24 protein-coding genes and 1 pseudogene are annotated in these 23,417 nt (G+C 73.0%); 9 read left to right on the forward strand and 16 right to left on the reverse strand.

Annotated features, from left to right (window positions below; translation table 11 throughout):
* Positions 1-68 precede the first annotated feature (68 nt).
* The 3 genes from ACFY5B_RS25725 to ACFY5B_RS25735 form a co-directional block, all read right to left on the reverse strand.
* Positions 69-1,508, reverse strand: coding sequence for a PLP-dependent aminotransferase family protein (locus ACFY5B_RS25725; protein ID WP_389973008.1), 1,440 nt, complete (start codon positions 1,506-1,508; stop codon positions 69-71).
* A 40-nt stretch (positions 1,509-1,548) separates the two neighbouring features.
* Positions 1,549-2,379, reverse strand: coding sequence for an alpha/beta fold hydrolase (locus ACFY5B_RS25730; RefSeq protein ID WP_389973011.1), 831 nt, complete (start codon positions 2,377-2,379; stop codon positions 1,549-1,551).
* Positions 2,380-2,486: 107 nt separating this feature from the next.
* On the reverse strand, positions 2,487-3,140 hold the full coding sequence (locus tag ACFY5B_RS25735; RefSeq protein WP_389973450.1) for an NADPH-dependent F420 reductase: 654 nt from the start codon (positions 3,138-3,140) through the stop codon (positions 2,487-2,489).
* 109 nt (positions 3,141-3,249) lie between these two features.
* Here ACFY5B_RS25735 and ACFY5B_RS25740 point away from each other — a divergent pair, with 109 nt between their 5' ends.
* Complete coding sequence (locus ACFY5B_RS25740) at positions 3,250-4,134, forward strand: RNA polymerase sigma-70 factor (protein WP_389973014.1); 885 nt, start codon at positions 3,250-3,252, stop codon at positions 4,132-4,134.
* Between the two features lie 168 nt (positions 4,135-4,302).
* Positions 4,303-5,064 carry a GntR family transcriptional regulator gene (locus tag ACFY5B_RS25745; RefSeq protein ID WP_389973016.1) on the forward strand — a complete coding sequence of 254 codons (762 nt, stop codon included), beginning with the start codon at positions 4,303-4,305 and terminating at the stop codon, positions 5,062-5,064.
* 92 nt (positions 5,065-5,156) lie between these two features.
* Here the strand turns inward: ACFY5B_RS25745 and ACFY5B_RS25750 are convergent, their stop codons facing one another.
* The 3 genes from ACFY5B_RS25750 to ACFY5B_RS25760 all read right to left on the reverse strand — a co-directional run bounded on the left by ACFY5B_RS25750 (position 5,157) and on the right by ACFY5B_RS25760 (position 8,234).
* Positions 5,157-6,299, reverse strand: coding sequence for an ROK family transcriptional regulator (locus ACFY5B_RS25750; RefSeq protein ID WP_389973019.1), 1,143 nt, complete (start codon positions 6,297-6,299; stop codon positions 5,157-5,159).
* 88 nt (positions 6,300-6,387) lie between these two features.
* Positions 6,388-7,050, reverse strand: a complete 663-nt coding sequence (locus ACFY5B_RS25755; protein WP_389973022.1) for a response regulator — start codon at positions 7,048-7,050, stop codon at positions 6,388-6,390.
* Between the two features lie 14 nt (positions 7,051-7,064).
* Positions 7,065-8,234: a sensor histidine kinase gene (locus ACFY5B_RS25760; RefSeq protein WP_389973453.1), complete on the reverse strand. Its 1,170-nt coding sequence runs from the start codon at positions 8,232-8,234 to the stop codon at positions 7,065-7,067.
* A 114-nt stretch (positions 8,235-8,348) separates the two neighbouring features.
* Between ACFY5B_RS25760 and ACFY5B_RS25765 the strand changes: the two genes are divergently transcribed.
* The 3 genes from ACFY5B_RS25765 to ACFY5B_RS25775 are packed head-to-tail and all read left to right on the forward strand — an operon-like array spanning position 8,349 to position 10,484.
* Positions 8,349-9,269 (forward strand): ABC transporter ATP-binding protein, encoded by a 921-nt coding sequence (locus ACFY5B_RS25765; RefSeq protein WP_389973025.1) that lies wholly within the window; start codon positions 8,349-8,351, stop codon positions 9,267-9,269.
* 2 nt (positions 9,270-9,271) lie between these two features.
* Positions 9,272-9,997, forward strand: a complete 726-nt coding sequence (locus ACFY5B_RS25770; protein WP_389973028.1) for an ABC transporter permease — start codon at positions 9,272-9,274, stop codon at positions 9,995-9,997.
* Between the two features lie 55 nt (positions 9,998-10,052).
* Positions 10,053-10,484 (forward strand): hypothetical protein, encoded by a 432-nt coding sequence (locus ACFY5B_RS25775; protein WP_389973031.1) that lies wholly within the window; start codon positions 10,053-10,055, stop codon positions 10,482-10,484.
* Between the two features lie 4 nt (positions 10,485-10,488).
* On the opposite strand, the gene mug is transcribed toward ACFY5B_RS25775, so the two are convergent.
* The 8 genes from mug to ACFY5B_RS25815 form a co-directional block, all read right to left on the reverse strand.
* The gene (gene mug / locus ACFY5B_RS25780) at positions 10,489-11,034 is read right to left on the reverse strand and encodes a G/U mismatch-specific DNA glycosylase (RefSeq protein ID WP_389973034.1); all 546 of its coding nucleotides are present in this window, start codon (positions 11,032-11,034) and stop codon (positions 10,489-10,491) included.
* 13 nt (positions 11,035-11,047) lie between these two features.
* Positions 11,048-12,490: an adenylosuccinate lyase gene (gene purB / locus ACFY5B_RS25785; protein WP_389973037.1), complete on the reverse strand. Its 1,443-nt coding sequence runs from the start codon at positions 12,488-12,490 to the stop codon at positions 11,048-11,050.
* Positions 12,491-12,582: 92 nt separating this feature from the next.
* On the reverse strand, positions 12,583-13,362 hold the full coding sequence (locus tag ACFY5B_RS25790) for an SGNH/GDSL hydrolase family protein (protein WP_389973039.1): 780 nt from the start codon (positions 13,360-13,362) through the stop codon (positions 12,583-12,585).
* Positions 13,363-13,614: 252 nt separating this feature from the next.
* Positions 13,615-14,628 carry a hemolysin family protein gene (locus tag ACFY5B_RS25795; RefSeq protein ID WP_389973042.1) on the reverse strand — a complete coding sequence of 338 codons (1,014 nt, stop codon included), beginning with the start codon at positions 14,626-14,628 and terminating at the stop codon, positions 13,615-13,617.
* A complete protein-coding gene (locus ACFY5B_RS25800; RefSeq protein ID WP_389973045.1) occupies positions 14,625-15,965 on the reverse strand; it encodes a hemolysin family protein in 1,341 nt (446 codons plus the stop codon). Before ACFY5B_RS25800 ends, ACFY5B_RS25795 begins: the two co-directional genes overlap by 4 nt.
* Positions 15,966-16,141: 176 nt before the next feature.
* Positions 16,142-16,567 carry a GNAT family N-acetyltransferase gene (locus tag ACFY5B_RS25805; RefSeq protein ID WP_389973048.1) on the reverse strand — a complete coding sequence of 142 codons (426 nt, stop codon included), beginning with the start codon at positions 16,565-16,567 and terminating at the stop codon, positions 16,142-16,144.
* A 55-nt stretch (positions 16,568-16,622) separates the two neighbouring features.
* Positions 16,623-19,190: an ABC transporter permease gene (locus ACFY5B_RS25810; RefSeq protein ID WP_389973051.1), complete on the reverse strand. Its 2,568-nt coding sequence runs from the start codon at positions 19,188-19,190 to the stop codon at positions 16,623-16,625.
* Positions 19,191-19,194: 4 nt separating this feature from the next.
* A complete protein-coding gene (locus ACFY5B_RS25815; protein ID WP_389973054.1) occupies positions 19,195-20,016 on the reverse strand; it encodes an ABC transporter ATP-binding protein in 822 nt (273 codons plus the stop codon).
* A 134-nt stretch (positions 20,017-20,150) separates the two neighbouring features.
* On the opposite strand from ACFY5B_RS25815, the gene ACFY5B_RS25820 reads away from it, so the two are divergent.
* Both ACFY5B_RS25820 and ACFY5B_RS25825 read left to right on the forward strand, forming a co-directional pair.
* Entirely contained in the window at positions 20,151-20,426 is a 276-nt protein-coding gene (locus ACFY5B_RS25820) for a toxin-antitoxin system HicB family antitoxin (protein WP_389973057.1), read from the forward strand.
* 4 nt (positions 20,427-20,430) lie between these two features.
* Positions 20,431-20,805 (forward strand): fic family toxin-antitoxin system, toxin component, encoded by a 375-nt coding sequence (locus ACFY5B_RS25825; RefSeq protein WP_389973060.1) that lies wholly within the window; start codon positions 20,431-20,433, stop codon positions 20,803-20,805.
* Here ACFY5B_RS25825 and ACFY5B_RS25830 read toward each other — a convergent pair whose 3' ends face one another.
* On the reverse strand, positions 20,806-21,480 hold the full coding sequence (locus ACFY5B_RS25830) for a class I SAM-dependent methyltransferase (protein WP_389973063.1): 675 nt from the start codon (positions 21,478-21,480) through the stop codon (positions 20,806-20,808). It abuts the gene before it with no gap.
* Positions 21,481-21,731: 251 nt separating this feature from the next.
* Between ACFY5B_RS25830 and ACFY5B_RS25835 the strand changes: the two are divergent.
* Positions 21,732-22,013: pseudogene (locus ACFY5B_RS25835) on the forward strand (Tn3 family transposase); the annotation flags it as partial.
* 52 nt (positions 22,014-22,065) lie between these two features.
* Here ACFY5B_RS25835 and ACFY5B_RS25840 read toward each other — a convergent pair.
* On the reverse strand, positions 22,066-22,521 hold the full coding sequence (locus ACFY5B_RS25840; protein ID WP_389973066.1) for a MarR family winged helix-turn-helix transcriptional regulator: 456 nt from the start codon (positions 22,519-22,521) through the stop codon (positions 22,066-22,068).
* Positions 22,522-22,586: 65 nt separating this feature from the next.
* Between ACFY5B_RS25840 and ACFY5B_RS25845 the strand changes: the two genes are divergently transcribed.
* Entirely contained in the window at positions 22,587-23,414 is an 828-nt protein-coding gene (locus tag ACFY5B_RS25845; protein WP_389973069.1) for an alpha/beta fold hydrolase, read from the forward strand.
* The last annotated feature ends 3 nt before the right edge of the window (positions 23,415-23,417 follow it).

The raw sequence follows: 23,417 nt of genomic DNA on the forward strand, positions 1-23,417 counted from the left end.
CGCAGCGCACACACGAACCCCAAGTGAACAACTGACCGCAGGGTGAGGGAACGCGCGAACCGGTCGGCTCACCCGGATGCGGCCTGCGCCATCAGCCGCACGCCCTCGGTGATCCTCGCGGGCGGCACATGGGCGTAGCCCAGGACCAGCCGAACCTCCCCGGTCGCCTCGGGCCCGGTCGGCGTATGGACGTAGGCCGAGAGCGGGCGCACCGCCACCCCCGCCTCCGCAACACGCGCGAGGAACCGCTCCTCGGGCCCGTACCGCTGCGGCAGCGTGGCGATCACGTGCAGGCCCGCGGCGATACCGGACACCTCCGCTCCGGGGAAGCGCGCGTCCAGCGCCGCGACGAGCGCGTCGCGCCGGTCGCGGTAGGCGCGCTGGCAGCGGCGCAGCTGGCGGTCGTAGTCGCCGCGCTCCAGGAAACGTGCGAACACGGCCTGGTCGAGGGCCGGGTGGCCGAGATCCATCGTGCGCTTGCGTTCGACGATCTCCTCCGTCCAGGACTCCGGTACCAGCAGCCAGCCCAGTCGCAGCCCCGGCGCGAGGGACTTGCTGACCGAGCCGGTGTAGGCCACGTGGTCCGGGTCGAGGCCCTGGAGCGCCCCGACGGGGGCACGGTCGTAACGGAAGTCGCCGTCGTAGTCGTCCTCCAGGACGATGCCGTCCACGGACCGTGCCCAGTCCAGCAGTTCGGCGCGCCGCCGGGCCGAACAGGCGATGCCGGTGGGGAACTGGTGGGCCGGTGTCGTCACCACGGCCCGTACACCGGACGCCCGCAGCGGCTCCAGGCCGACGCCCTCGTCGTCCAACGGCAGCGGCACGGCGGCGACCCCGGCCGAGGCGTACAGCGCGTCGTGCTGGGGACTGCCCGGGTCCTCCACGCCGACGGTGCGCATCCCGCGCGCGTGCAGTGCGAAGCCGAGCAGGGCCGTCGCCTGGGCCACGCCCGAGACGACCACGATCCGCTCGGGGTCGGCCACCACGCCCCGTCGCCTGGCGAGCAGTTCGGCCAGCGCGGTACGCAGCCTCGGCAGCCCCCGCGGATCGGGGTAGCCCAGCTCCTGGTGCGGAAGTTCCGCGAGCACAGCGCGCTGCGCGGCGGCCCAGGCCGCGCGTGGGAACAGGGCGAGGTCCGGTGTCCCGGGCACGAAGTCCGCCCGGGTGCCGGGCGAGCGCGGAGCCAGGTCGTGCGCCCGCGGCCGCGCGCCCCGTACGGCCGCCCCCACCCACGTTCCGGCGCCCCGGCCGCTGCGCAGATACCCCTCGGCCGTCAGCTGCTCGTACGCCTCCGTGACCAGCCCGCGCGACACCCCCAGGTCCGCCGCGAGGTCCCGGCTCGACGGCAGCCGGGTGCCCGGCGCGAGGCGGCCCGAGCGGACCGCCTCGCGCAACGCCGCCTGCAGGGAACGGCCACGTGTGCGTGCCGGGGCCGAAGCGGCCGGGAGCAGCAGCTCCCAGGCTGCGGACGCCGCAGTTCCGCCCTCGTTCCTCCGCGTCGGCCTCATGAGGGGAGACCTTAGAGGCTCTGCGGCCCTCCCCGCGGGGTCAGCGGCTGCCGTCGAGGACCACCCTGGCCACCAGCGCCGGGTCGTCGTTCATCGGGACGTGCCCGCAACCGGGCAGCCGCACCAGCCGGGCCCCGGGGATGACGCGCTTGGCGCGCACGCCCTGGCGGGGGATGAGCAACCGGTCCCGGTTGCCCCATGCCACGGTGACCGGTGTCCCCACGATGTCGTCGGTGAACTGCACCGTCCGGCCGGAGCGCAGCGTCTCGGAGAACCCCTGGGCGCGGGCCAGGGCGAGTGTCTCGGCGACCACGGCCTCGGGGGAGCGGCGGCCGGGCCGTGCGTAGATGGTGCTCGTCAGCAGGGTGCGGCCGAGGGCCGGGCGGGCCAGCCGCTCCACCAGGGGCGGGGGCATCCGCCGGGCGATCTGCCGCATCGCCGTCAGCACGGTGAAGGCGTAGTGGCGCTCGGCCTCGTTCCAGAACCCGGCGGGGGACAGGGCGGTGACGGAGCGGACGAGCTGCGCCCGGGCCAGGTCCAGTGCCAGCAGACCGCCCAGCGAGTTGCCCGCCACGTGCGGCCGGTCGATCTCCAGGGCCCCGAAGAGAGCCGTCAGGACCGTGCTCATGGTGGGCAGGTCGTGCGCCATGCCGTCCGGGAGCGCCGGTGACTCGCCGCAGCCCGGCAGGTCCACGGCGATCACGTCGCGTTCGGCCGCCAGCGCCGGGATCACCGGGTCCCACACCTGCCGGTGATGGCCGATGCCGTGCAGCAGGAGCAGCGGTTCGCCGCTGCCCCGGCGCGTGTAGGACAGGGTCACGCTCTGCTCGCCCTGCGCGGAGGCGACTTCGAAGGAGACGGTGGCGGACATGGGGTGCTCCTCGGCTGTACTCGCTGACGGACGCCGTAGACAGCTTGTCAGCAATTGCTACCCGCCGGTAGCCCCATGGGCACGCCACCTTCGCCGCGTCGGCCCGTTCAACGCGACCGTCGCACCTCCAGGTTGAACTCGCCGTGCCCGAACTTCTGGAACAGCCCGACCCACAGGGGCAGCCACATCTCCACGGCGCGGGCCGCCCGGATGCCGCCGAGGTCCAGCACCCGCTCCGCCGGCCAGCCGAACTCCCCGAGCAGCGCCGTCACCTGCTCCCTGGCAGCCGGGTCGTCCCCACAGACGAAGACGTTGTGCTCACCCGGCACGCTGCCCGGATCCACCATCACCCGGCAGTTGACCGTGTTGAGCGACTTCACCACGCGCGCGTGCGGAAAGGCCCGCTGGATCTGCTCACCCACGCTGTCCGACTCGACGGGGGACAGCCGCAGCTCCCCCTCCTCGAAGGCCAGCGGATTGGACACGTCCACGACGACCTTGCCGTCGATGTGCTCCGCGCCCGCCGCCTCCAGCGCGGCCAGTGCCACCCGCCCGCCGACCGCGTTGACCACGACCTCCCCGAACTCCGCCGCCTGCGCGAACGTCCCCGCGCCCGCCCGGGGTCCCGCCGCGGCGGCCCACTGCACGGCGGCCGTGTTGTCCGGCGTGCGCGAGCCGAGCCGCACCTCGTGCCCCAGCTCCACCAGTCGTCCGCCGAGCGTGCGCCCGACCTGTCCCGTGCCCAGCACCCCGTACCGCATCGCCACCTCCGCAGCCGTAGCGCCGATCACCGGCGTCCTGTCGGCCATTCTGTCCGGGAAGCGGCGATCCCGCCTGGACAGGGCCGCAAGGGTGGGCTGGGATGGAGCCGTGACCACCGAGACCGCGACCGACGTCTTCGAAGCGCACCGCCCCGTCCTGCTGGGCGTCGCCTACCGGATGCTGGGGCGGGTGGCCGACGCGGAGGACGTGGTCCAGGAGGCCTGGCTGCGCTGGTCCGGCAGCGACCGCGGCGACGTGCGCGAGCCGCGCGGCTACCTCGTGCGGATCACGACCCGCCTCGCCATCGACCGGCTCCGCCAGATCAAGACCCGCGGCGAGACGTACGTCGGCCCCTGGCTGCCCGAGCCGTACGTCACCGACTTCGGCCGCACCGTGCCGGACACCGCCGAGCGTGCCGTGCTCGCCGACTCCGTCTCGCTCGCCGTGCTCGTCGTGCTGGAGTCGCTGTCACCGCTGGAGCGGGCCGTGTTCGTGCTGCGCGAGGCCTTCGGCTTCCCCTACGCCGACATCGCCACCATGCTCGACCGCGGCGAACCGGCGGTGCGCCAGCTGGCCGGGCGGGCCCGCAAGCACGTCGACGAGCGACGCCCGCGCTACGCGGTCGACCCCGCCGAGCGCCGCGACCTCACCGAGCGGTTCCTCGCCGCCGCGGCCGACGGCGACCTCGAAGGCCTGATGGCGCTGCTCGCCCCGGAGGTCCGGCTCGTCGGTGACAGCGGCGGCAAGTCCCGGGCGCCGCTGCGGGTCCTGCGGACCGCCGACAAGGTGGGCCGCTTCCTCGTCGGCGCCGCGCGGAAGAGCCTGCCCGGCCTGTCCGTGCGCTTCCTGGAGCTCAACGGCGGCCCGGCCGCGCTGGTCCTCTCCGGCGGCAGGCCCGACTCCGTCTTCCAGCTCGACGTCGCCGACGGCCGCGTTCAGTCCGTCTACATCATCCGCAACCCCGACAAGTTGCGCTCCCTGGCCGCCGGTTAGACGCGCCGGGGGGCCGGACCACGGCCCTGCGTGAACGCGCCGTGAACGTTCCCGGCCATTGGTCTTGACCAAGAATCAGGGCCGCCCTATGGTCGCAGAGAAGTGCAACAACCTTTAATAAACAAGGGCGCTAAAACGCTGCCGACCACGGCGAATGCGGAGGACAGGGTGGGGACCACGCAGCTGGAATCGGTGCAGGAACCGAAGTACTGGCATCTCAAGACGGTGCTCAGTCAGGCGCTCGACTCGGAGTTCTCGGTGGGCGAGATCCTGCCCAACGAGCGCGACCTCGCGGCCCGCTTCGGCGTCGCCCGCGCCACGCTCCGCCAGGCCCTGGAGCAACTCGAACTCGAAGGCAGGCTGCAGCGGCGCCGCGGTGTCGGTACGACCGTCGCGCCGCCCCGCGTGGGCGTCTCCCTCGGCACCGGCCCGCACACCTGGCCGGGCGGTTCGGAGGACGCCTGGCAGCCTGTCGACTGCACGGCGGCCGTGCCGCCCCCGGCCGTCGCCGACGCGCTGGAGACCGGCCGGGACGAGCCCGTGCACATCGTGCGGCGCTCCCGCGTCTCGCACGGCCGGCCGGTGGCCGCGGAGCTGCTGTACATCCCGCAGCCCTCGGTGCCGGAGCTCTCCGGCATCGACGCGCCGTCCGGAGCGGCACGCGCGCGTGCGGTGCTGCGGGAGTTGCAGCGGCTGGAGCTGGAGCGACAGGAGAACGCGGTGGAGCTCGGCTCCGCCGGGGCCGAGGAGGCGAAGGAGCTGGACCGGCTGCCGGGAGCGCCCGTGCTGGTGGTGACCACTCGCTTCGTGGCCGGGGGGCGTACGTCCGCGTTGTCGGTGGCCACGTACCGGGCTGACACGTGCCGGTTGACCTTCGGGGACTCGGGGGGTGTGGAGATCCACGCCGGGATGCAGCGGCAGGCTTCCTGACCGTTCCGACCGGGGGCGTGCGGTGTGCGTGGGGCTGCGGGTTCGTTGTGGCTCGTCACGCTGTTCCGCGCGCCCTCGAAGGGCGCTGCCGCTCAGAGGCGTTCCACTGTGAAGAGTTGCTCCTCCACACGGTCGAGGGCCAGGCGCAGGGCGCCGGTCGCCACTGCCGCGTCTCCCAGGGCCGAGAGGCTGACCTGTGGGGGCCGCAGGCAGTAGCGGGCGAGTTCCTCGCGCAGGGGGGTCAGGACGCCGTCCAGGCCCGCCGCCCACCCGCCGATCACGACCAGCTCCGGGTCCAGGGCCAGGACGAGGGCAGCCACGTCGTGGACCAGGCGCTGAATGAAGCGGTCGACCGCCGCGCGGGCCCGCTGGTCGCCCTCGCGGGCCTGCGCGAAGACCGCGGCGACCGCCTGCTCGTCGAGGGGGTGCAGGGGCTCGTCCGTGGTCGAGAGGAGCGTCTCGGGCGTCACCCCCCGGCCCAGCAGATGCAGCGCCCCGATCTCACCGGCCGCCCCGCCGTAGCCGCGGTGCAGCCGCCCCCCGATCAGCGAACCGGCGCCCGGGCTGAGCCCCGCCAGCACGAAGACCACGTCGTCCGACTCGGTGGCCGCGCCCTTCCAGTGCTCGGCCACGGCAGCGGCGTTGGCGTCGTTCTCGACCAGCACCGGGCACTTGAACGACCGGCCGAGCCGCTCGCCCAGCCGCAGCCCCGTCCAGCCCGGCAGCGCCGTGCCCAGCCGCACCGTGCCGTCGGCCTCCACGATCCCGGGCGTCGCCACGCCCACGGCCCGCAGCGAGCCGCGGGCGACCCCGGCCCGCCGCAGCAGCTCGGCGACCGCCCCGCGCAGCCGCTCCAGCCGCTCGTCGGCCCCCGCCGTCTCGGGCACGTCCTTCGCCTGGGCGCCGATCACCCGGCCGTCCAGGTCGGACAGCAGCGCCGCCACCCGGTGCGCCCCGATCTCCAGCCCCATCAGATGCCCGGCCTCCGCCCGGAACCGGAACCGCCGCGCCGGACGCCCCTGTCGCCGGGCAGCACCCTCCTCGGCCGCCTTCTCGACGACGAGCCCGGCCTCGATGAGCCCCTCGACGACGCCCTCGACGGTCGGCCGGGACAGCCCCGTCACCCGGGTGATCTCGGTCAGCGTCGCGCAGTCCGTGGCACGCAGCGCGTGCAGCACCACCGCGGAGTTGATCCTTCGCAGCAGCGAGGGATCCCCGCCGGTCAGCCGCCCCACCGTCCGTCCTCCCAGGTCGTGCGCGTGTTGGCCGGATCGTACTTCGGTACGGCACACCCCGGCGAGGGGCAGACGCCCGCCCCCGCGGTCAGCCCGGCGCCACGAACCCCGACTCGTACGCCGCGATCACCGCCTGGGTGCGGTCCCGCGCCCCCAACTTCGCCAGCACCGAGCTGACATGCGACTTCACGGTCTCGGTCCCCACGACCAGCCGGGCGGCGATCTCCGCGTTCGACAGGCCCCGCGCCATCAGCCGCAGCACCTCGGATTCCCGCTCGGTCAGCTGGGCCCGCTCCAGCACGGCCCGGGCCGCACGATTCCCGCCGCTGTCGCCGTACTCGGCGGCGAGCTGCCGCACCGAGGCCGGGAACAGCAGCGACTCGCCCTCGGCGATCAGCCGCACCGCGTGCACGATCTCGGCGGGCCGGGCCCGCTTCAGCAGGAACCCGTCGGCGCCCGCCCGCAGCGCCTCGTACACGTACTCGTCGTTCTCGAAGGTCGTCACCACAAGGATCCGGGGCGGGTCGTCGACCGTCCGCAGCAGCGCCCGCGTGGCCTCGATGCCGTCCAGCAGCGGCATCCGCACGTCCATGGCGACCACGTCCGGCCGCAGCCGCCGCACGAGCGGAATCACCGCCGCCCCGTCGGCGGCCTCCCCGACGACCTCGATGTCGGGCTGTGCCTCCAGCACGGCCCGCAGACCCGCGCGCACGAGGGGTTCGTCGTCGACGAGGAGAACGGTGACCGGCATCCGGTCAGCCTAGATCAACTCAGCGGCAGTTCGACATGGACCTGCCAGTCACCTCGGTCGGGGCCGGTCCGGGCGCGTCCGCCGAGCAGGGCGGCGCGCTCGCGTATGCCGCGCAGGCCACTGCCGCGTCCGGGGCCGGACACCGGCGCGGTCAGCGGGTTGCGTATCGCGAGGACGAGGGTGCCGCCGGTGACCTCGACGCGTACCTGTGCCGGGACCGCCCCCGCGTGCCGCAGCACATTGGTCAGTGCCTCCTGGAGGATCCGGTAGCCCTCCCGCGACACCGGACCCGGCACGGTGTCCACGGGCCCGGTGACCTCGGCCTCGACCTTCGCTCCGGAGGCCCGCGCGGACTCCAGCAGCCGGTCCGCGTCCGCCAGGGTCGGTCTGCCGCTCACGGGCTTCTGCGACTCGCGCAGGACGCCCAGCACTCGCTCCAGGTCCTCCAGCGCGGCCCGGCCGGTCTCCTCGATGGCGACCAGCGCCCGGTCGGTGAAGGCCGGATCACCTGCCGCCCGGGCGGCGCCCGCCTGCACGACGGCGACCGTGAGCGCGTGCCCGATGGAGTCGTGCAACTCGCGGGCGATCCGCGTGCGTTCCAGCAGGTGTTCGGTGCGCTCCTCCAGTGCCGCCATCCGCTCGGCGGGGGACGGGCCGAGCAGCCGCAGGGCGATGCGGGTGATGAGGTGCCCCGAACCGACCACGACCGCTGCTGCCACGACCAAGGGCAGGGGCGCGAGCGGGCCGTGCCACCAGTGAGGCCCTTCGACGACCAGCCAGGCGCCGCCCGCGCGCTCACCGCTGCGCGACGTGGACATCAGGTCCAGCGTGAGGAAGAGGAGCTGGACGCAGAGATGGGTCACCAGGACCCCGAGGAACAACCGCGCCTGCAGCCAGACCACCATCCGCCCACGGTCGCTCCACGTTGCCGAGGGGGTGACGACGATCTCCGCGCTCTCGCCCCCGCCCCGAAGGCCGGTCAGCAGCAGCCTGGCCTGGAACCCCTCCACGACCCGCATGGCCGGGACCAGGCCCGCGAGGCCGAGCAGCACGGTCGCCGTGCCCACGGTCCACCACGCCTCGTCGATGAACAGCCAGAGGGACGGCCACACGATGGCCACGCAGAGATGAAGCCACCGTGTGTACGTCACCGCCCGGGTGAACGGGCGCAGCATGCGGACCAGGACCATCACGCCATCGTGCCAGCGGCCACCGGCAACGGGCCTCCCCCGCACGGGGGAGACGATCTCCACCGCCGGGGGAGGACCGCAGCCCGGCCCGACCGCGACGCTGCTGCCATGACCAGCATCGACGTCCAGGACCTCACCAAGGAGTTCGGCGACCGGCGAGCCGTGGACCGGCTCACCTTCCGCGTACTGCCCGGCCGTGTCACCGGCTTCCTCGGCCCGAACGGCGCCGGGAAATCCACCACCATGCGGCTGGTGCTCGGCCTCGACCGGCCGACCGCCGGTTCCGCCACGATCGGCGGCCGGCCCTACCCGGCGCTCCGCGAACCCCTGCGCCACGTGGGCGCCCTGCTCGACGCGCAGGCCGCGCACGGCTCCCGCACCGCCCGCGACCATCTCCGCGTCCTGGCGGCGAGCAACCGCATCCCGGACCGGCGGGTCGACGAGGTCCTGGAGGAGACGGGCCTGGCGTCGGTGGCCCGGCGCCGGGTACGGACGTACTCCCTGGGCATGCGCCAGCGGCTCGGCATCGCCGCCGCCCTGCTGGGCGATCCGGAGGTCGTCATGCTGGACGAGCCGTCCAACGGCCTCGATCCCGAAGGCATCGTGTGGATCCGCCGGCTGCTCCGCCGCCTCGCGGGAGAAGGCCGCACGGTCCTGGTCTCCAGCCACCTGATGAACGAGACCGCGTCCTTCGCCGACCACCTGGTCGTCCTCGGCCGGGGCCGGCTCCTCGCCGACACCCCGATGCGGGACTTCATCCACGCGCGCGTGCAACCCCGCGTCCGCATCCGTACGACCGACCCCGGTGCCCTCGCATCGGCCCTCGCCCGGCACGGCCGCGCCGCCGAGGAACACCCGGACGGGCACTGGACCGTGCACGACGCGCGCGTGGACGACATCGGCCGCATCGCCTCGGCCTCGGGTGTGCCGGTCCTGGAACTGGCCGCCGAAGAGGGCACCTTGGAGCAGGCCTACTTCGACCTCACCGGAACCGAGACCGAGTTCACCGCACAGCCCCAGGAGGCCTGACCATGGAATGCACGCCCGTACTGCGCTCCGAGTGGCTGAAGGTCCGCACACTGCGCTCGCTCCCGGGAGCACTGCTGGCCCTGCTCACCGTGACCACGGCGTTCTCCGCGATCGCCGGAGTCTCCGATGCCTCGGACCCGGGGTTCGATGCGCTGTTCACGGCCCTGTCCGGCGTCATACCGGGCCAGATCGCGGCCGTCACCTTCGGGGCCATGGCCGTGTCGTCGGAGTTCCACCGGGGCGCGCTGCGGCTCTCGCTGGCGGCGGTGCCGCAGCGTGGACGGTGGTTCGCGGCCAAGGCGGCGGTCGTCGCCCTGCCGGTGCTCGTCGTGGGGCTGGTCACCGCCCTCGCCGCCCTCCTCGTGGGGCGGGCCGGGCTCGGCGCGGCGGCCGGCGGGCTCAGTACCGGCGAGCAGGTGCGCGGGGTGGTGGGCTGCGGCGTCTACCTGATGCTGATGGCCCTGTTCGCCGCGGGGATCGCCGCCCTGCTCCGCAGTGGCGTGGCCACCCTCTCCCTGCTGGTGCCGTTCATCCTCGTCGTGTCGTTCGTGATCGGCGACGCGACGGGCACCGTCGCCGACTTCCTGCCCGACAAGGCCGGGCAGTTGGTCCTCCGGGAGACGTACGACGGCACCCTCGGCCCCTGGTCGGGGCTCGCGGTGACCGCGCTGTGGACGGCCGCCGCCCTGCTGGCGGGAGCCCGGAGCGTACGCCGCAGGGATGCCTGACGGCGAGCCGGTTGATGCCCCGCCAAGTGTCAGTGGCGGCGGGTTTACTGGACCCATGAACATCGCACAGCACATCGCCCTCATCGACGAGCTGTGCTACCGCCCCTTTCCGGCGGAGCACGGCCCGTCGGACGTGGGTGTGTCGGGGCCAGGTCACCACCTCGCGGTGTTACAGGCCGGGACCGGCGGCGATCCCGGGGCCCGGGCGGTGACGATCGACCAGTTCGAGAAGGACCGGGACGCCGTCTACGAACTCCTCGCCTCCCGCTGGGGCGACACGGACCCGTACAACCTGCAGACCGTGCTGCTGCGCACCGAGCGGGAGGACATACCCCGGCCGTGGGCCGAGTTGAGCGCGCGGGCCGGCGTCGCCCACCTGTGGGAGGTGGAGGGCACGGGCCGCTGGGTCGCCGTGGCGGTCGCGGACCGGGACGCCTCGCGGGAGGTCCAGCTGCTGGCCCTGGTCACGGAGACGGACCCGCCGTAGCGCTTCAGTCCCCGGCGGCCTCCCGCAGCCGCGCGAACTCCTCCGCCATGGTGCCGACCGTCCAGTGCGCGTTCAGCCCGCTCGGATTGGGCAGCACCCACACGCGCGTGGCACCGATCGTCCGCGCCTGGGGCCCCACCCGCGCCTTGCGGTCGTCGAACGCGGCGCGGTACGCGGTCACGCCGACCACGGCCAGCCAGCGCGGCCGCAGCCGTTCCACCTTCGCCGCGAGCAGCCGTCCGCCCTCCCGGTACTCCTCGGCGCTCAGCTCGTCGGCCCGGGCGGAGGCCCGGGCCACGACGTTGGTGATGCCGAGCCCGTACGACAGCAACTCCTGCTGCTCGGACGGCTTCAGCAGCCGTGGTGTGAACCCGGACCGGTGCAGCACCGGCCAGAAGCGGTTGCCCGGCCGGGCGAAGTGATGGCCCGTCGCGGCCGTCATCAGGCCGGGGTTGATACCGCAGAAGAGGACGTGCAGACCCTCCGCGACCACGTCGGGCACGACGCGGTCGCGGGCGGCCTCCAGCTCCTCGGGCGTGAAACGCGCCATCGCGGGCGGCGCGTCAGAGGATCGCGCCGGGCGTGTAGCCCGCGGCCTCGGGGTGCTGCTTGACGATCTCCTCGACCCGGGCGACGAGGGCGGCGACCTGGTCGCCCGCGGCACCGGTGAAGGACAGCTTGTCGGCCATCAGCGCGTCCAGCTGTTCCCGGTCCAGCGGGATGCGCGCGTCGGCGGCCAGCTTGTCCAGCAGCTCGTTGCGCTCGGCGCCCTGCTCGCGCATGGCGAGCGCGGACGCGACGGCATTCTCCTTGATCGCCTCGTGCGCGAGCTCCCGGCCGACGCCCGCGCGCACGGCGCCCATGAGGACCTTGGTGGTGGCGAGGAACGGCAGGTAGCGGTCCAGCTCACGGGCGACGACCGCCGGGAACGCGCCGAACTCGTCGAGCACCGTCAGGAACGTCTCCAGCAGACCGTCCAGCGCGAAGAACGCGTCCGGCAGCGCGACCCGGCGCACCACCGAGCACGACACGTCGCCCTCGTTCCACTGGTCGCCCGCCAGCTCGCCGGTCATCGAGGCGTACCCGCGCAGGATCACCATCAGGCCGTTGACGCGCTCGCAGGAGCGGGTGTTCATCTTGTGCGGCATCGCCGAGGACCCGACCTGGCCGGGCTTGAAGCCCTCGGTGACCAGCTCGTGCCCGGCCATCAGCCGGATCGTCTTCGCCAGCGACGACGGGGCCGCCGCCAGCTGCACCAGCGCCGTCACGACCTCGTAGTCCAGCGAGCGGGGGTAGACCTGGCCGACGGAGGTGAAGGCCTGAGAGAAGCCCAGGTGCGTGGCGATCCGCTGCTCCAGGTCCGCGAGCTTCGCGGCGTCACCACCCAGCAGGTCCAGCATGTCCTGCGCGGTGCCGACGGGGCCCTTGATGCCGCGCAGCGGGTAGCGGCCCAGCAGCTCCTCGACGCGGCCGTGGGCGACGAGCAGCTCGTCGGTGGCGGTGGCGAAGCGCTTGCCGAGGGTGGTGGCCTGCGCGGCGACGTTGTGCGAGCGGCCGGCCATGACGAGCTCGCCGTACTCGCCGGACAGCTTGCCGAGCCGGGCCAGGACGGCGACCGTGCGGTCGCGCACCAGCTCCAGCGAGAGGCGGATCTGAAGCTGCTCGACGTTCTCGGTGAGGTCGCGGGACGTCATGCCCTTGTGCACGTGCTCGTGCCCGGCGAGGTCGTTGAACTCCTCGATCCGCGCCTTCACGTCGTGCCGCGTGACCTTCTCGCGCTCGGCGATGGAGGCCAGGTCGACGGTGTCGAGGACGCGCTCGTAGTCGGCGAGCGCCGCGTCCGGCACCTCGATGCCGAGGTCCTTCTGGGCCCGGAGCACGGCGAGCCAGAGCTGCCGCTCCAGCTTCACCTTCTGCTCGGGAGACCAGAGCGTGGCGAGCTCGGCGGAGGCGTAGCGTCCGGCGAGGACGTTCGGGATGCGGGGCTTGGCGGGCGCAGAAGTCACGTGTACGGATTCTACTGGCGATTCCTGCAGGCCAGCGCCGCGGGTGTCTTTGTCGGAACCTACGAGAGCGTCCCGGGCGCGTCCACCTGCGGCTACGCCAGGTCCTCGTACGGCAGCAGCTCCGGCCGCTTGGGGGGCAGTCCGTCGCCCGACGAGCGGCCCGTCAGGCGGCGGCCTATCCACGGGAGCAGGTGCTGCCGGGCGAATCGCGCGTCCGCCACGCGCCGCACGACCCAGCCCGGCGGCAGCGTCGCGGGCATCGGCGTATGCCACTCGGCGTCCTCGGGGTCGTGGCCCAGCGTCTGCCACACCGCCTCCGCGACCCGGCGGTGGCCCTCGGCCGTCAGGTGCAGCCGGTCCACGTCCCACATCCGCGGATCGCTCAGGGAGGGCGCGCCGTACAGGTCGACGACGATCGCGCCGTGCCGGGCGGCCAGCTCGTCGACGCAGGCGAACAGCTCCTCCATGCGCGGCCGGAACCGCGCCTGGACCGGGCCCTGCCGTGCCGGGCTGCGCATCAGGACGAGCTGCCGGCACGCGGGGGCCAGCTTCTCCACGGCCTCCTCCAGGAGCCCGCGGACCCGGCCCATGTCGCACTTGGGCCGCAGCGTGTCGTTGAGCCCGCCGACCAGGGTGATCACGTCGGCCCCCATGGCCGCCGCGACGTCGACCTGTTCGTCGACGATCTGCTGGATCAGCTTGCCGCGCACCGCGAGGTTGGCGTACCGGAAGCCGGGCGTACGCGCCGCCATCCGGGCGGCGAGCAGGTCGGCCCAGCCGCGGTAGGAGCCGTCGGGCATCAGGTCCGACATGCCCTCGGTGAAGGAGTCGCCGACCGCGACCAGGCTGCTGTAGGTGGTGTTCGTCTGCATGGCGACGGAAATGGTATCCCGTGCACATACCCGCCAGTCGGTCGGTCCGCAGGACCGGGGCTCGGACCCCTGACCGAACAGCTCCCACAGCCTGCCGGACCGGGTTCCTCACGCCCGCTCACCGGACGGCTCCGCCCGACTGCCGGGTCCGGTTCCTCACGCCCGCTGACCGGACGGCTCCGCCCGCCTGCCGGACCGGGTTCCTCAAGCCCGCTGACCGAACGGCTCCGCCCGACTGCCGGGTCCGGTTCCTCACGCCCGCTGACCGAACAGCTCCCGCAGGACGTCCTCCATGGTCACGAGACCGGCCAGCCGCCCGTCCGCCCCGAGGGCCGCCGCGAGGTGGGTGCGGCTGCCCCGCATCGCCGTGAGGACGTCGTCCAGTGGCGTGTGTTCCCGCACCCGGGCGATGGGGCGCATGTCCCGCAGCCGGAACGGCACGTCACGCCCGGCGGCGTCCAGCGCGTCCTTCACATGCAGATAGCCGACGATCCGCCGCCCTTCGTCCACCACCGGGAAGCGGGAGAAGCCGGACTCCGCCGACAGCCGCTCCAGCTCCTCCGGGGTGACACCCACACTCGCGTACACCACGCGTTCCAGCGGCAGCACCACGTCCCGAACCGGGCGGCGGCCCAGCTCCAGCGCGTCGCGCAGCCGCTCCTGGGCGCGTTCGTCGATCAGGCCGGCCTCGCTGGAGTCCTTCACGATCTGCGCGATCTCCGCGTCCGAGTAGGAGGCGGCGACCTCCTCCCGGGCCTCCACCCGCAGCAGCTTCAGCAGGGTGTTGGCGAACGCGTTCACCGTGAAGATCACCGGACGCAGGGCGCGGGAGAGTGCCACCAGGGGCGGTCCGAGCGCCAGGGCGCTGCGCACCGGCTCGGCGAGGGCGATGTTCTTCGGCACCATCTCGCCGAGCAGCATGTGCAGATAGGTCGCGAGGGACAGCGCGATCACGAAGGACACCGCGTGCCCCGCGCTCTCGGGCACGCCCACCGCGTGGAACACCGGCTCCAGCAGATGCGCGATCGCGGGCTCGGCCACCACGCCCAGCACCAGCGTGCACAGCGTGATGCCGAGCTGGGCGGCCGCCATCAGCGCGGACACGTGCTCCAGGCCCCACAGCACGCTCTTCGCGCGCCGGTCGCCCTGGTCGGCGTAGGGCTCGATCTGGCTGCGGCGCACGGAGATCAGCGCGAACTCGGCGCCGACGAAGAAGGCGTTGACGACGAGTGTCGCCAGTCCGATCAGCAGCTGGACGGCGGTCACAGCTCCACCCCCTTCTCGTCGGGCTGCCGGTCGTCGAGGGGGGCGCGCAGCCGCACGCGGGCCGCCCGGCGCCCCGTGGCGTCCAGGACCTCCAGGTGCCAGCCGGCGACCTCGAGGGTGTCACCCGCGGCCGGTATCCGGCCGAGCACCGTGGCCACCAGTCCGGCGAGCGTCTCGTAGGGCCCCTCCGGCGCGCGCAGCCCGGCCCGTTCCAGGTGGTCCACGCGTGCGGAGCCGTCGGCCGAGTACAGCGCGTGCCCGGACTCGTCGGTGCCGGCGGCGACCAGGTCGGGTGTCTCGTGCGGGTCGTGCTCGTCGCGCACCTCGCCGACGACCTCCTCGACGATGTCCTCCAGCGTGGCCACGCCCGCCGTGCCGCCGTACTCGTCGATCACGACGGCCATCGTGCGCTTGCCCGAGAGCCGGTCCAAGAGCCGGTCGACGGTGAGCGTCTCCGGGACCAGCAGGGGTTCGCGCATCAGCTCGGAGACGTAGATCCGGGTCCGGCGCTCGGCCGGTACCGCCAGCACGTCCTTGACGTGGGCCGTCCCGACGACCGAGTCGAGGCTCCCGCGGTAGACGGGGAACCGGGACAGGCCCGTCGCCCGGGTCGCGTTCGCCACGTCCTCCAGGGTCGCCTGCACCTCCAGCGCGACGACCTGCACCCGGGGCGTCATGACGTTCTCCGCGGTCAGGTCGGCGAGGTTCAGCGTGCGCACGAACAGCTCGGCGGTGTCCGCCTCCAGGGCGCCCTCCTTGGCGGAGTGCCGGGCGAGGGCCGCCAGCTCCTGCGGCCCGCGCGCCGAGGCCAGCTCCTCGGCCGGCTCGACACCGATCCGCCGTACGACCCGGTTGGCCGTGTTGTTCAGGTGCGTGATGAACGGCCGGAACGCGGCACTGAACCAGCGCTGGGCGTTGCCCACGGTCTTGGCGACGGTCAGCGGCGAGGAGATCGCCCAGTTCTTGGGCACCAGCTCGCCGACGACCATCAGGAACACCGTGGACAAGGCGGTGCCGATCACCAGCGCGATGCTGTGCGACGCCGAGCGTGAGACGCCGAGGCCCTCCAGCGGCCCGGCGATCAGGGCGGCGATCGACGGCTCGGCGAGCATGCCGACCACCAGGTTCGTGACGGTGATGCCGAGCTGCGCCCCGGAGAGCTGGAACGTCAGGTTCCGTACGGCCTTCAGCGCGCCCTGCGCGCCCCGCTCGCCGCGCTCCGCGGCCTGCTCCAGCTCGGCCCGCTCGACCGTCGTGAGGGAGAACTCGGCCGCCACGAAGGCGCCGCAGGCGAGCGAGAGCGCGATCGCCGCCAGAAGGAGGAGCACTTCGGTCATCGGTTCACCCCCGTCCCATGGTTCTCCAGGACGGGGCGGAACGCGCGGTGTCGCGCATGGGGAGGCTCGCCCATGGGCCGAGGCTCACAACCTTTCATGCAGGACCGAGTGGCCAATCAAGAGTAAAGGATGGGCAAAGTCCGCCTGCGGTGGTGATCGCGGCCTCGCGGCCGTGACTACTCGGTGAGCGGCTTCACCCAGCGTCGCCACTGCTCCTCTGCCCCGTATCCGGCCGCTCCCCACGTCCGGTGCGCGGTCTCGTTGCGCGTGAGCACCATCGCGTCCGCGCGGCGCCCGCCGAGCCGCACGAACCGCTCCTCCGCGGCGGCGAGCAGCGCGGTCGCGACGCCCCGGCGGCGGTGGTCCGGGTGTACGGCCAGCCGGTACAGATGGCAGCGCCAGCCGTCGAACCCGGCGATCACCGTGCCGGCCAGTTCGCTGCCGCGCATGGCGAGGATCAGCGCCTCGGGGTCCCGCGCGACGAGCCGCTCCACCCCGCCGCGGTCGTCGCTGATGCTCGTGCCCTCGGCGGCCACCTTCCAGAAGGCCAGCACGGCGTCGAGGTCCTCGGGCGTCGCGGCCCGGATGTGCAAGTCGGTCATCCCAAGATCACATCACTCACGCCGGACCGCGTCAGGACGTTTCACCATCCGGACGTCACTCGTGCGCGATGGCCGCCAGGACGTTCATGCGGGAGGCGCGCAACGCCGGCAGCAGCGCCGCCACGACCCCGACCACCGCCGAGCCGGCCACCACCAGCACGATCGTGACCCACGGGATCGCCAGGGCCGTCATGCCCTGCAGTGCCAGCACCTGATGCATGCACACACCCCACACCAGCCCCAGCGCGAGCCCGAGGACCGCGCCGAACACCGCGATCACCACCGACTCCAGCCGGATCATCCGTCGCAGCTGACGCCGGGCCAGCCCGATCGCCCGCAACAGGCCGATCTCCCGGGTACGTTCGACGACCGACAGCGCGAGGGTGTTGACCACGCCCAGTACCGCGATGATGATCGCCAGCCCGAGCAGCGCGTACACGAGGTACAGCAGGACGGCGATCTGGTCACGGACCAGCTGTTTGTAGTCGGCCAGGTCCCGCACCTGCACCTGCGGGTACGGATCCAGGGTCTCCTCCAGGTGCGCGCGCAGATCGTCGTCACTCGTGCCTGCGGCGGCGTTGACGTACAGCGCGGAGTCCCGCCCGCCCGGCGCGTACTGCTCCAGGGTGCCCAGCCCGAAGAACAGACCGCCCTGGGTGCCGAACCCCTCGGCGGCGTCCTGATCGGTGAGCGCGCCGACCGTCAGCTCGGCCGGGCGTCCGCCCGGGAACTCCACCGGGAGGACGCTGCCCACGCGTACACCGTGGTCGCGTGCGAAGTCCCGGTCCATGGCAAGGTGCCCGCCTGCCAGCGCGGCCGCCGAGTCCCCTCGCGCGTAGGTGATGTTGGCGACCTCGTCGAGCCGCGGATCGTAACCGGCCGCCGTGGTCTCCACACGGTCGCCGTCCGGGAGGCGCACCGCCACCGGTGTGAACCTCCCGCGCACGACCAGGCCCACTCCGTGGGTGCGGCGCACCTTGTCGGTGACCTCCTGCGGGAACGGCTGGAAGTTGGTGTTCTGCACGACGAAGTCGGCGCCGAGCGTCGTGTCGATCTGCCGGTCGAAGGACGCGGTCATCGACTCGCTCGCCACCGACATCCCGCCGACCAGGGCGATTCCCACCATCAAAGCCGCCGCGGTGGCTCCGGTGCGACGGGGGTTGCGCAGGGCGTTGCGCTGGCTCATCCGGCCGATCGGACCGAACACGGCGGGGAAGGCCGCGCCGAGCACCCGGATCACCGGGCGCACCAGCAGGGGCCCGGCGATCACCGTCGCGATCAGGGTGAGCACCACGCCGAGCCCGAGCAGGGACGCCGCCGACGACGTCTGCCGGGACACCGCGCAGCCCGCGAGGGCCGCCGCACCGGCCGCCCCGACGATCGCGCCCGCCACAGCACGCACCCGCAGCGGTCGGCCCACCCCGGCCACCTCGGCGTCCGAGAGCGCGGCCATCGGCGAGACGCCCGCGGCCCGCCGTGCCGGGAGGTACGCGGCGACGAAGGTGACGCCGAGCCCGACGACGTACGCCGCCACCGGGGTCACCCAGCCGATCTGCATCTCGTCGGCGTCGATGTTCATGCCGAGCAGGCCCATCAGCCCGATCAGCCCGGCCGCCAGCCCGATGCCCGCGGCGAGTCCCAGCGTGGAGCCGACCAGCCCGAGCAGCAGCGCCTCGGTGAGCACCGAGGCGCGGACCTGGCGCCGGTCGGCGCCCAGTGCCCGCAGCAGGCCCAGCTCACGCGTGCGCTGGGCGATGAGCATGGAGAAGGTGTTGACGATCAGGAACACGCCGACCAGGACGGCGATCCCGGCGAAGCCAAGCATCACGTACTTGATGACGTCGAGGAACCCGCCCAGCTGCTCGACGTCCGACTCGGCCTGCTCGCCGGCCGTCCTGAAGTCGTAGGTGTGCGCGCCGAGCGCGTCGGCCACGCGCTGTTTGAGCCGGTCGTCGCCGACGCCCCGGGCCGCGTCGACCGAGATGCTCGTGGCCGTACCCGGCCGGCCCAGCAGCTTCGTCTGGGCGGTGGAGGTGTCGAAGTAGAGCAGCGCGGAGCCGGGGTTCGTGGTCGTGAACGTGACGATTCCGGCCACCCGGACCCGGAACGACCCGGGGGGTGCGATGACCGTGAGGGCGTCGCCGACATGCACGTTCTCGCGGCCGGCGGTCTCGGAGTCGAGCAGCGCCTGCGCGGGTCCGCGCGGGGCATGGCCCGAGGTCAGTCGCACGGGGCTGCGCTCGTTCGTGTTCCAGGCGTAGCCGAGCGTCGGGGCCCCGGTGGTCGGGCCCACCGGTTCGTTCTCCTCGTTCACGACCGTGAGGCCGTTCACCTTCACGTCGGCGCGGGCCGCTGCGACCCCGTCGACCCGCCGGACCCGTTCGGCGAGCGCGGCCGGCAGGGTGGCCGTCCGGCCCGACGGCAGCGCCTCGTCGAGGTCCTTCTTCGGGCTGACGGTGACATCGGCCGCGGTGGAGGCGAACAGCCGGTCGAACGTGCGGCTGACGGTGTCCGAGAAGATCAGGCTCCCCGTGACGAACGCGACGGACAACAGGACGGCGAGCGCGGAGAGCAGCAGCCGCCCCTTGTGCGCCAGGAAGCTCCGCAGGGTCGCCTTGAGCACGGGCTCAGTTCTCCTCGGGCGACGCCGGGGCGCCGGCGTCCTCGGAGCGGGTGCGGATCACGTCGAACCTCTTCATCCGCTCCAGGACCGCCTCCGCCGTCGGGCGCCGCATCTCGTCGACGATCCGGCCGTCCCCGAGGAAGAGCACCAGGTCCGAGTGGGCGGCGGCGCCCGGGTCGTGGGTGACCATGACGACCGTCTGTCCGAGCTGGTCCACCGCCTCGCGCAGGAAGCCGAGCACCTCCAGCCCGGCGCGCGAGTCGAGGTTGCCGGTCGGCTCGTCCGCGAAGATCAGCTCGGGCCGGGAGGCCAGCGCCCGCGCGCAGGCCACGCGCTGCTGCTGCCCGCCGGAGAGCTGCGAGGGCCGGTGCCCCAGGCGGTCCCGCAGGCCCAGGGTGTCGACCACCTGGTCCAGCCACGCCCCGTCGGGCTCGCGGCCCGCGATGTCCATGGGCAGGGTGATGTTCTCCAGCGCGTTCAGGGTCGGGATCAGGTTGAACGACTGGAACATGAACCCGACCCGGTCCCGGCGCAGCCGCGTCAGCTCGCGCTCCCTCAGCCCGGTGATCTCCGTGTCGCCCAGCCACACCTGGCCGGCCGAGACGGTGTCGAGCCCGGCCAGACAGTGCATCAGCGTGGACTTCCCGGAACCCGACGGGCCCATCACCGCGGTGAACCGGCCCCGGGCGACGTCCACATCCACCGAGTCGAGCGCGAGCACGGCCGTCTCGCCCGCGCCGTACGCCTTGGTCAGACCGCGGGCGCGGGCCGCGATCCCGTCGGCCGGCGCGAGGCCGGGAGCGTGCTCCGCAGCAGGTGTGGACAAGGCCGCCTCCTCTGGGTGGACGTGCGGGACCCCCGCCCTGCCCGAGAGTAATGTGACCCGGCCCACACTCGGTATCCTCCGCAGGTCGGACACCGCCCTTGCCGGTGCTAGCGCCTCCGCGCTAGCTTCGAGGTATGGCGAAGACCCAGCTGAACGTGCGCGTCGACGAGGGCACCGCCCGCGCTGCCCGTGAACGCGCCCTGGCCCGCGGGATGAGCGTCAACCGCTACATCGAGGAGCTGGTCAGACAGGACACCGGCGAGGTGGGCCACACCTTCGTGGAGGCCGCCGCGGACTTCATGAAGCAGTACGAGGCCGTCTTCGCCGAGGAGTTCGATGGGGGTGCCCCCGCTCGCGCGAAGCCGAGAGTGGGGGAGGGCTGCGAGGGCACGCGCGAAGGTCGCCGCTGAACCGTTGAACAATCTGGAGATCGACCTCGCCTGGCTGCTGATGCTCGCCGAGCACAAGACCCCCGGGGACCCCCAGGTCACCGACTGGGGAGCCCTCGTCGCCGCCGTCGCCCGCCACCGGGCCACCGTGTTCGACGTCCCCGTATACGACAGCCCGTACGCACGCGCCGCCGCCCTGCTTCAGCTCCTGATCCACGTCCCCGCGCTGGAACGCTCCAACGCCCTGTTCGCCTCCGCTGTCGCCTACGCGTATCTCGTCGCCGGCGGCGTCAAGGTCATCACCTCGCCCGAGCAGGTCCGCGACCTCGCCCGGCTGGTCAAGAGCGGCGAGGCCTCCGTACGGGAGATCGAGCAGGAACTGCGTCGGTGGAGTCTGTGATCACCCGTTGACCGGGCGCCACGCGGTCCCGAGCACGCAGTACGAGGTGGGCAGCTTCGGTCCCTCCGCCGGCATCAGAACCCGCCGGTAGGGGCCGAGTTCGAACCCGGCGTCCCGCAGCGCCCGCACCGGTTCCCGCGCCACATGGCAGCCCCCGCTCAGCAGCGGCCACACCGTCCGGTCCAGCGCCTGCTGCGTGAAGCCCATCGCCCGGCCGCCGCCCCGGCCGTGCTCGAAGAACCGCACCTCGCCGCCCGGCCGCAGCACCCGCCGCAGCTCCGCGAGCGTCCGGGGCACGTCCCGCACGCTGCACAGCACCAGCGACACCACGGCGGCGTCGAAGCCCTCGCTCTTGACCGGCAGCGCCTCTGCCGCACCCGGCACCACGTCCACAGGCACCTCGGCTCGCAGAGCGGCCTCCACGGCCAGCTGCCGCAGCCGCCGCTCCGGTTCGATGGCGACGACCTCCGCGACGGTGCCCGGGTAGTGCGCGAAGTTCAGCCCGTTGCCCGCCCCGATCTCGATCACCCGCCCCGACAGCCCGCCGAGCAGTCTCCCGCGTATCGGGCCCACGCCCATCCGGGTCTCGGCGGCCACGCTGATCCGGGCGTAGCAGCGGGCGAACAGCGGATGGTGCACGGCGTCCCGTGGCACCTTCCCGGAGCGGAGCGGCATGGGAACCTCCCTGACGAGGCCGGCCTTACCGCGATTCTCCCCGCAATGAGCCCGGCGCATCCCTGCCGCCGCCGAAGGCGTACGCGGCCCGGCACGGGACGGTGCCGAGCAGGGCCCCTGCGGGGCCGGAGGGGGCGCCGTCGGCCCCGTCGTGCCGGACCGGCATCAGAGTCGTAAGAGCCCGAGGGGACGGGGAGAACCACATCGCGCCGGGCAGGCGAAAGCCCCGGCCACGGCTGCGGGTGTGAGTAGGCCAGGAGGACCAACTCGCCGCCCTCGGCCTGGTCCTCAACGCCGTGGTCCTGTGGAACACCCGCTACCTGGACGCCGCCATGACCCAGCTCCGCGCCGAGGGCCACGACATTACGGACGAGAACGCCGCCCGGCTTTCCCCGCTCAAGGACCGGCACGTCATCTCCCTGGGCCGCTATCTGTTCAACATCCAGGCCAGCTGCCCCGACCAGGGCCTACGCCCGCTGCGCGACCCGGACGCCCCGGACAACGACGACGGAGGCGAGGAACAGACGGGGTGATGCCGCCCCGCCCCACATCACCGGAACCACCAAGCCGCCGCGCCGAAACCCTTCAGCCTGAACCCGCCCGCCCGGCGGACTCCAGTACCGAAGTCAGAAAACGACGCACCGTCTCCAACTCGCCCGCCTCGAAACCTTCCGCGGCGACCATCACCTCGCCGATCACTGGCCCGAAGAAGGCCCACCCCAGTTCCATGGCCTTCTCCTCCACCTCCAGCAGCACGCGTCGCCGGTCTGCCGTGTCCCTGCTGCGCTGGACCAGTCCGAGCCGCTCCAGCCGATCCACCAGGGCAGTGGTCCCAGCAGAGTTCAGTCGCAGTTGCTCGCCGAGCCACCCGGGCGTGGCCCGCTTACCGGCGCGTGCCGCGTCCAGCAGGTGGATCAGCGCGCGCACATCGGTGGGATGCAGCCCGTGGCGCGCGGCGAACTCGGCGCCGAGCAGGTCGAACTCCACGGTGACCGCGCGCAGCAAGTGAACCAGTCCCATCACCGGGCTCTGATCGTCCATGCACACTCCTCGAAGTCCCGTAATATCTCGCTGAACGAGATTATCGCCTGGCGAGAGGAATGCTCGTGTCCCTGTCCGCCTTCGACCTCGCCTACGACGAGCTGCGCGCCCGCTGGCCCGAATCCACAGAGGAGCGCGATGTCGCCACGCCGTACGGGCGCACCCGGGTCCATGTGTACGGCTCGGCGGACGGCAGCCCACTGGTGCTGCTGCCCGGCGGCTCTGCCACCGGCCTCGCCTGGTTCGCCAACGCGCCGGCCTTCGGTGAGCGATACCGGGTCCATGCGGTAGATCTGCTGGGCGACGCCGGCCGCACCGAACGCCGGGGCACTCCCTTGAGGAATGCCGACGATCTGACGGCCTGGCTGGACGCACTGCTGGACGGCCTTGGGCTCGCCCGCACGCACCTGTGCGGCCACTCGTACGGCGCCTGGCTGGCCGCCAGGTACGCACTGCACGCACCGCGGCGTGTGGACCACCTCGCCCTCGTGGACCCCACCCAGGTTTTCGCCGGGTTCCGCCTCGGCTACCTGCTGCGCGCGCTCCCCACCCTGATCCGTCCGAGCGAGGCCCGCGCTCGCGCTTTCCTGGCCTGGGAAACGGCAGGCACACACCCGGACGAGACCTGGCAGCGCCTCTACGCGCTGGGCACCACCGTTCCCGGCCGGAAGCTGGTCACCGGCGTCCGCCCTCGGACCGCCGACCTCCTCATGCCGGTCATGGTCCTGCTCGCGGAACACAGCCGCGCCCACAACGCTGTCAAGGTCGCCGACCGAGCCCGCCGGATGCTCTCGCAGGGTGAGGTGGCAGTGCTCCCCGGAGCCACCCATCACTCTCTGCCGCTCACCGAGCCGAAGCAGCTGAACGACCGGCTGATGACTTTCCTGGGCTGACAA

This window comes from Streptomyces sp. NPDC013187 (assembly GCF_042899705.1).
In the GTDB taxonomy this organism is placed as follows: Bacteria; Actinomycetota; Actinomycetes; order Streptomycetales; family Streptomycetaceae; genus Streptomyces; species Streptomyces hawaiiensis_A.

Excerpts from the sequence above, each read along its gene's own strand:
- ACFY5B_RS25735 (WP_389973450.1), bottom strand. The coding sequence starts at position 3,140 with ATGCGGTACGGGGTGCTGGGCACGGGACAGGTCGGGCGCACGCTCGGC.
- ACFY5B_RS25765 (WP_389973025.1), top strand. The coding sequence starts at position 8,349 with ATGACCAGCATCGACGTCCAGGACCTCACCAAGGAGTTCGGCGACCGG.
- mug (WP_389973034.1), bottom strand. The coding sequence starts at position 11,034 with ATGGCGCGTTTCACGCCCGAGGAGCTGGAGGCCGCCCGCGACCGCGTC.
- ACFY5B_RS25725 (WP_389973008.1), bottom strand. The coding sequence starts at position 1,508 with ATGAGGCCGACGCGGAGGAACGAGGGCGGAACTGCGGCGTCCGCAGCC.
- ACFY5B_RS25840 (WP_389973066.1), bottom strand. The coding sequence starts at position 22,521 with ATGGACGATCAGAGCCCGGTGATGGGACTGGTTCACTTGCTGCGCGCG.
- ACFY5B_RS25820 (WP_389973057.1), top strand. The coding sequence starts at position 20,151 with ATGGCGAAGACCCAGCTGAACGTGCGCGTCGACGAGGGCACCGCCCGC.
- ACFY5B_RS25790 (WP_389973039.1), bottom strand. The coding sequence starts at position 13,362 with ATGCAGACGAACACCACCTACAGCAGCCTGGTCGCGGTCGGCGACTCC.
- ACFY5B_RS25770 (WP_389973028.1), top strand. The coding sequence starts at position 9,272 with ATGGAATGCACGCCCGTACTGCGCTCCGAGTGGCTGAAGGTCCGCACA.
- ACFY5B_RS25805 (WP_389973048.1), bottom strand. The coding sequence starts at position 16,567 with ATGACCGACTTGCACATCCGGGCCGCGACGCCCGAGGACCTCGACGCC.
- ACFY5B_RS25830 (WP_389973063.1), bottom strand. The coding sequence starts at position 21,480 with ATGCCGCTCCGCTCCGGGAAGGTGCCACGGGACGCCGTGCACCATCCG.
- ACFY5B_RS25730 (WP_389973011.1), bottom strand. The coding sequence starts at position 2,379 with ATGTCCGCCACCGTCTCCTTCGAAGTCGCCTCCGCGCAGGGCGAGCAG.
- ACFY5B_RS25755 (WP_389973022.1), bottom strand. The coding sequence starts at position 7,050 with ATGCCGGTCACCGTTCTCCTCGTCGACGACGAACCCCTCGTGCGCGCG.
- ACFY5B_RS25800 (WP_389973045.1), bottom strand. The coding sequence starts at position 15,965 with ATGACCGAAGTGCTCCTCCTTCTGGCGGCGATCGCGCTCTCGCTCGCC.
- ACFY5B_RS25775 (WP_389973031.1), top strand. The coding sequence starts at position 10,053 with ATGAACATCGCACAGCACATCGCCCTCATCGACGAGCTGTGCTACCGC.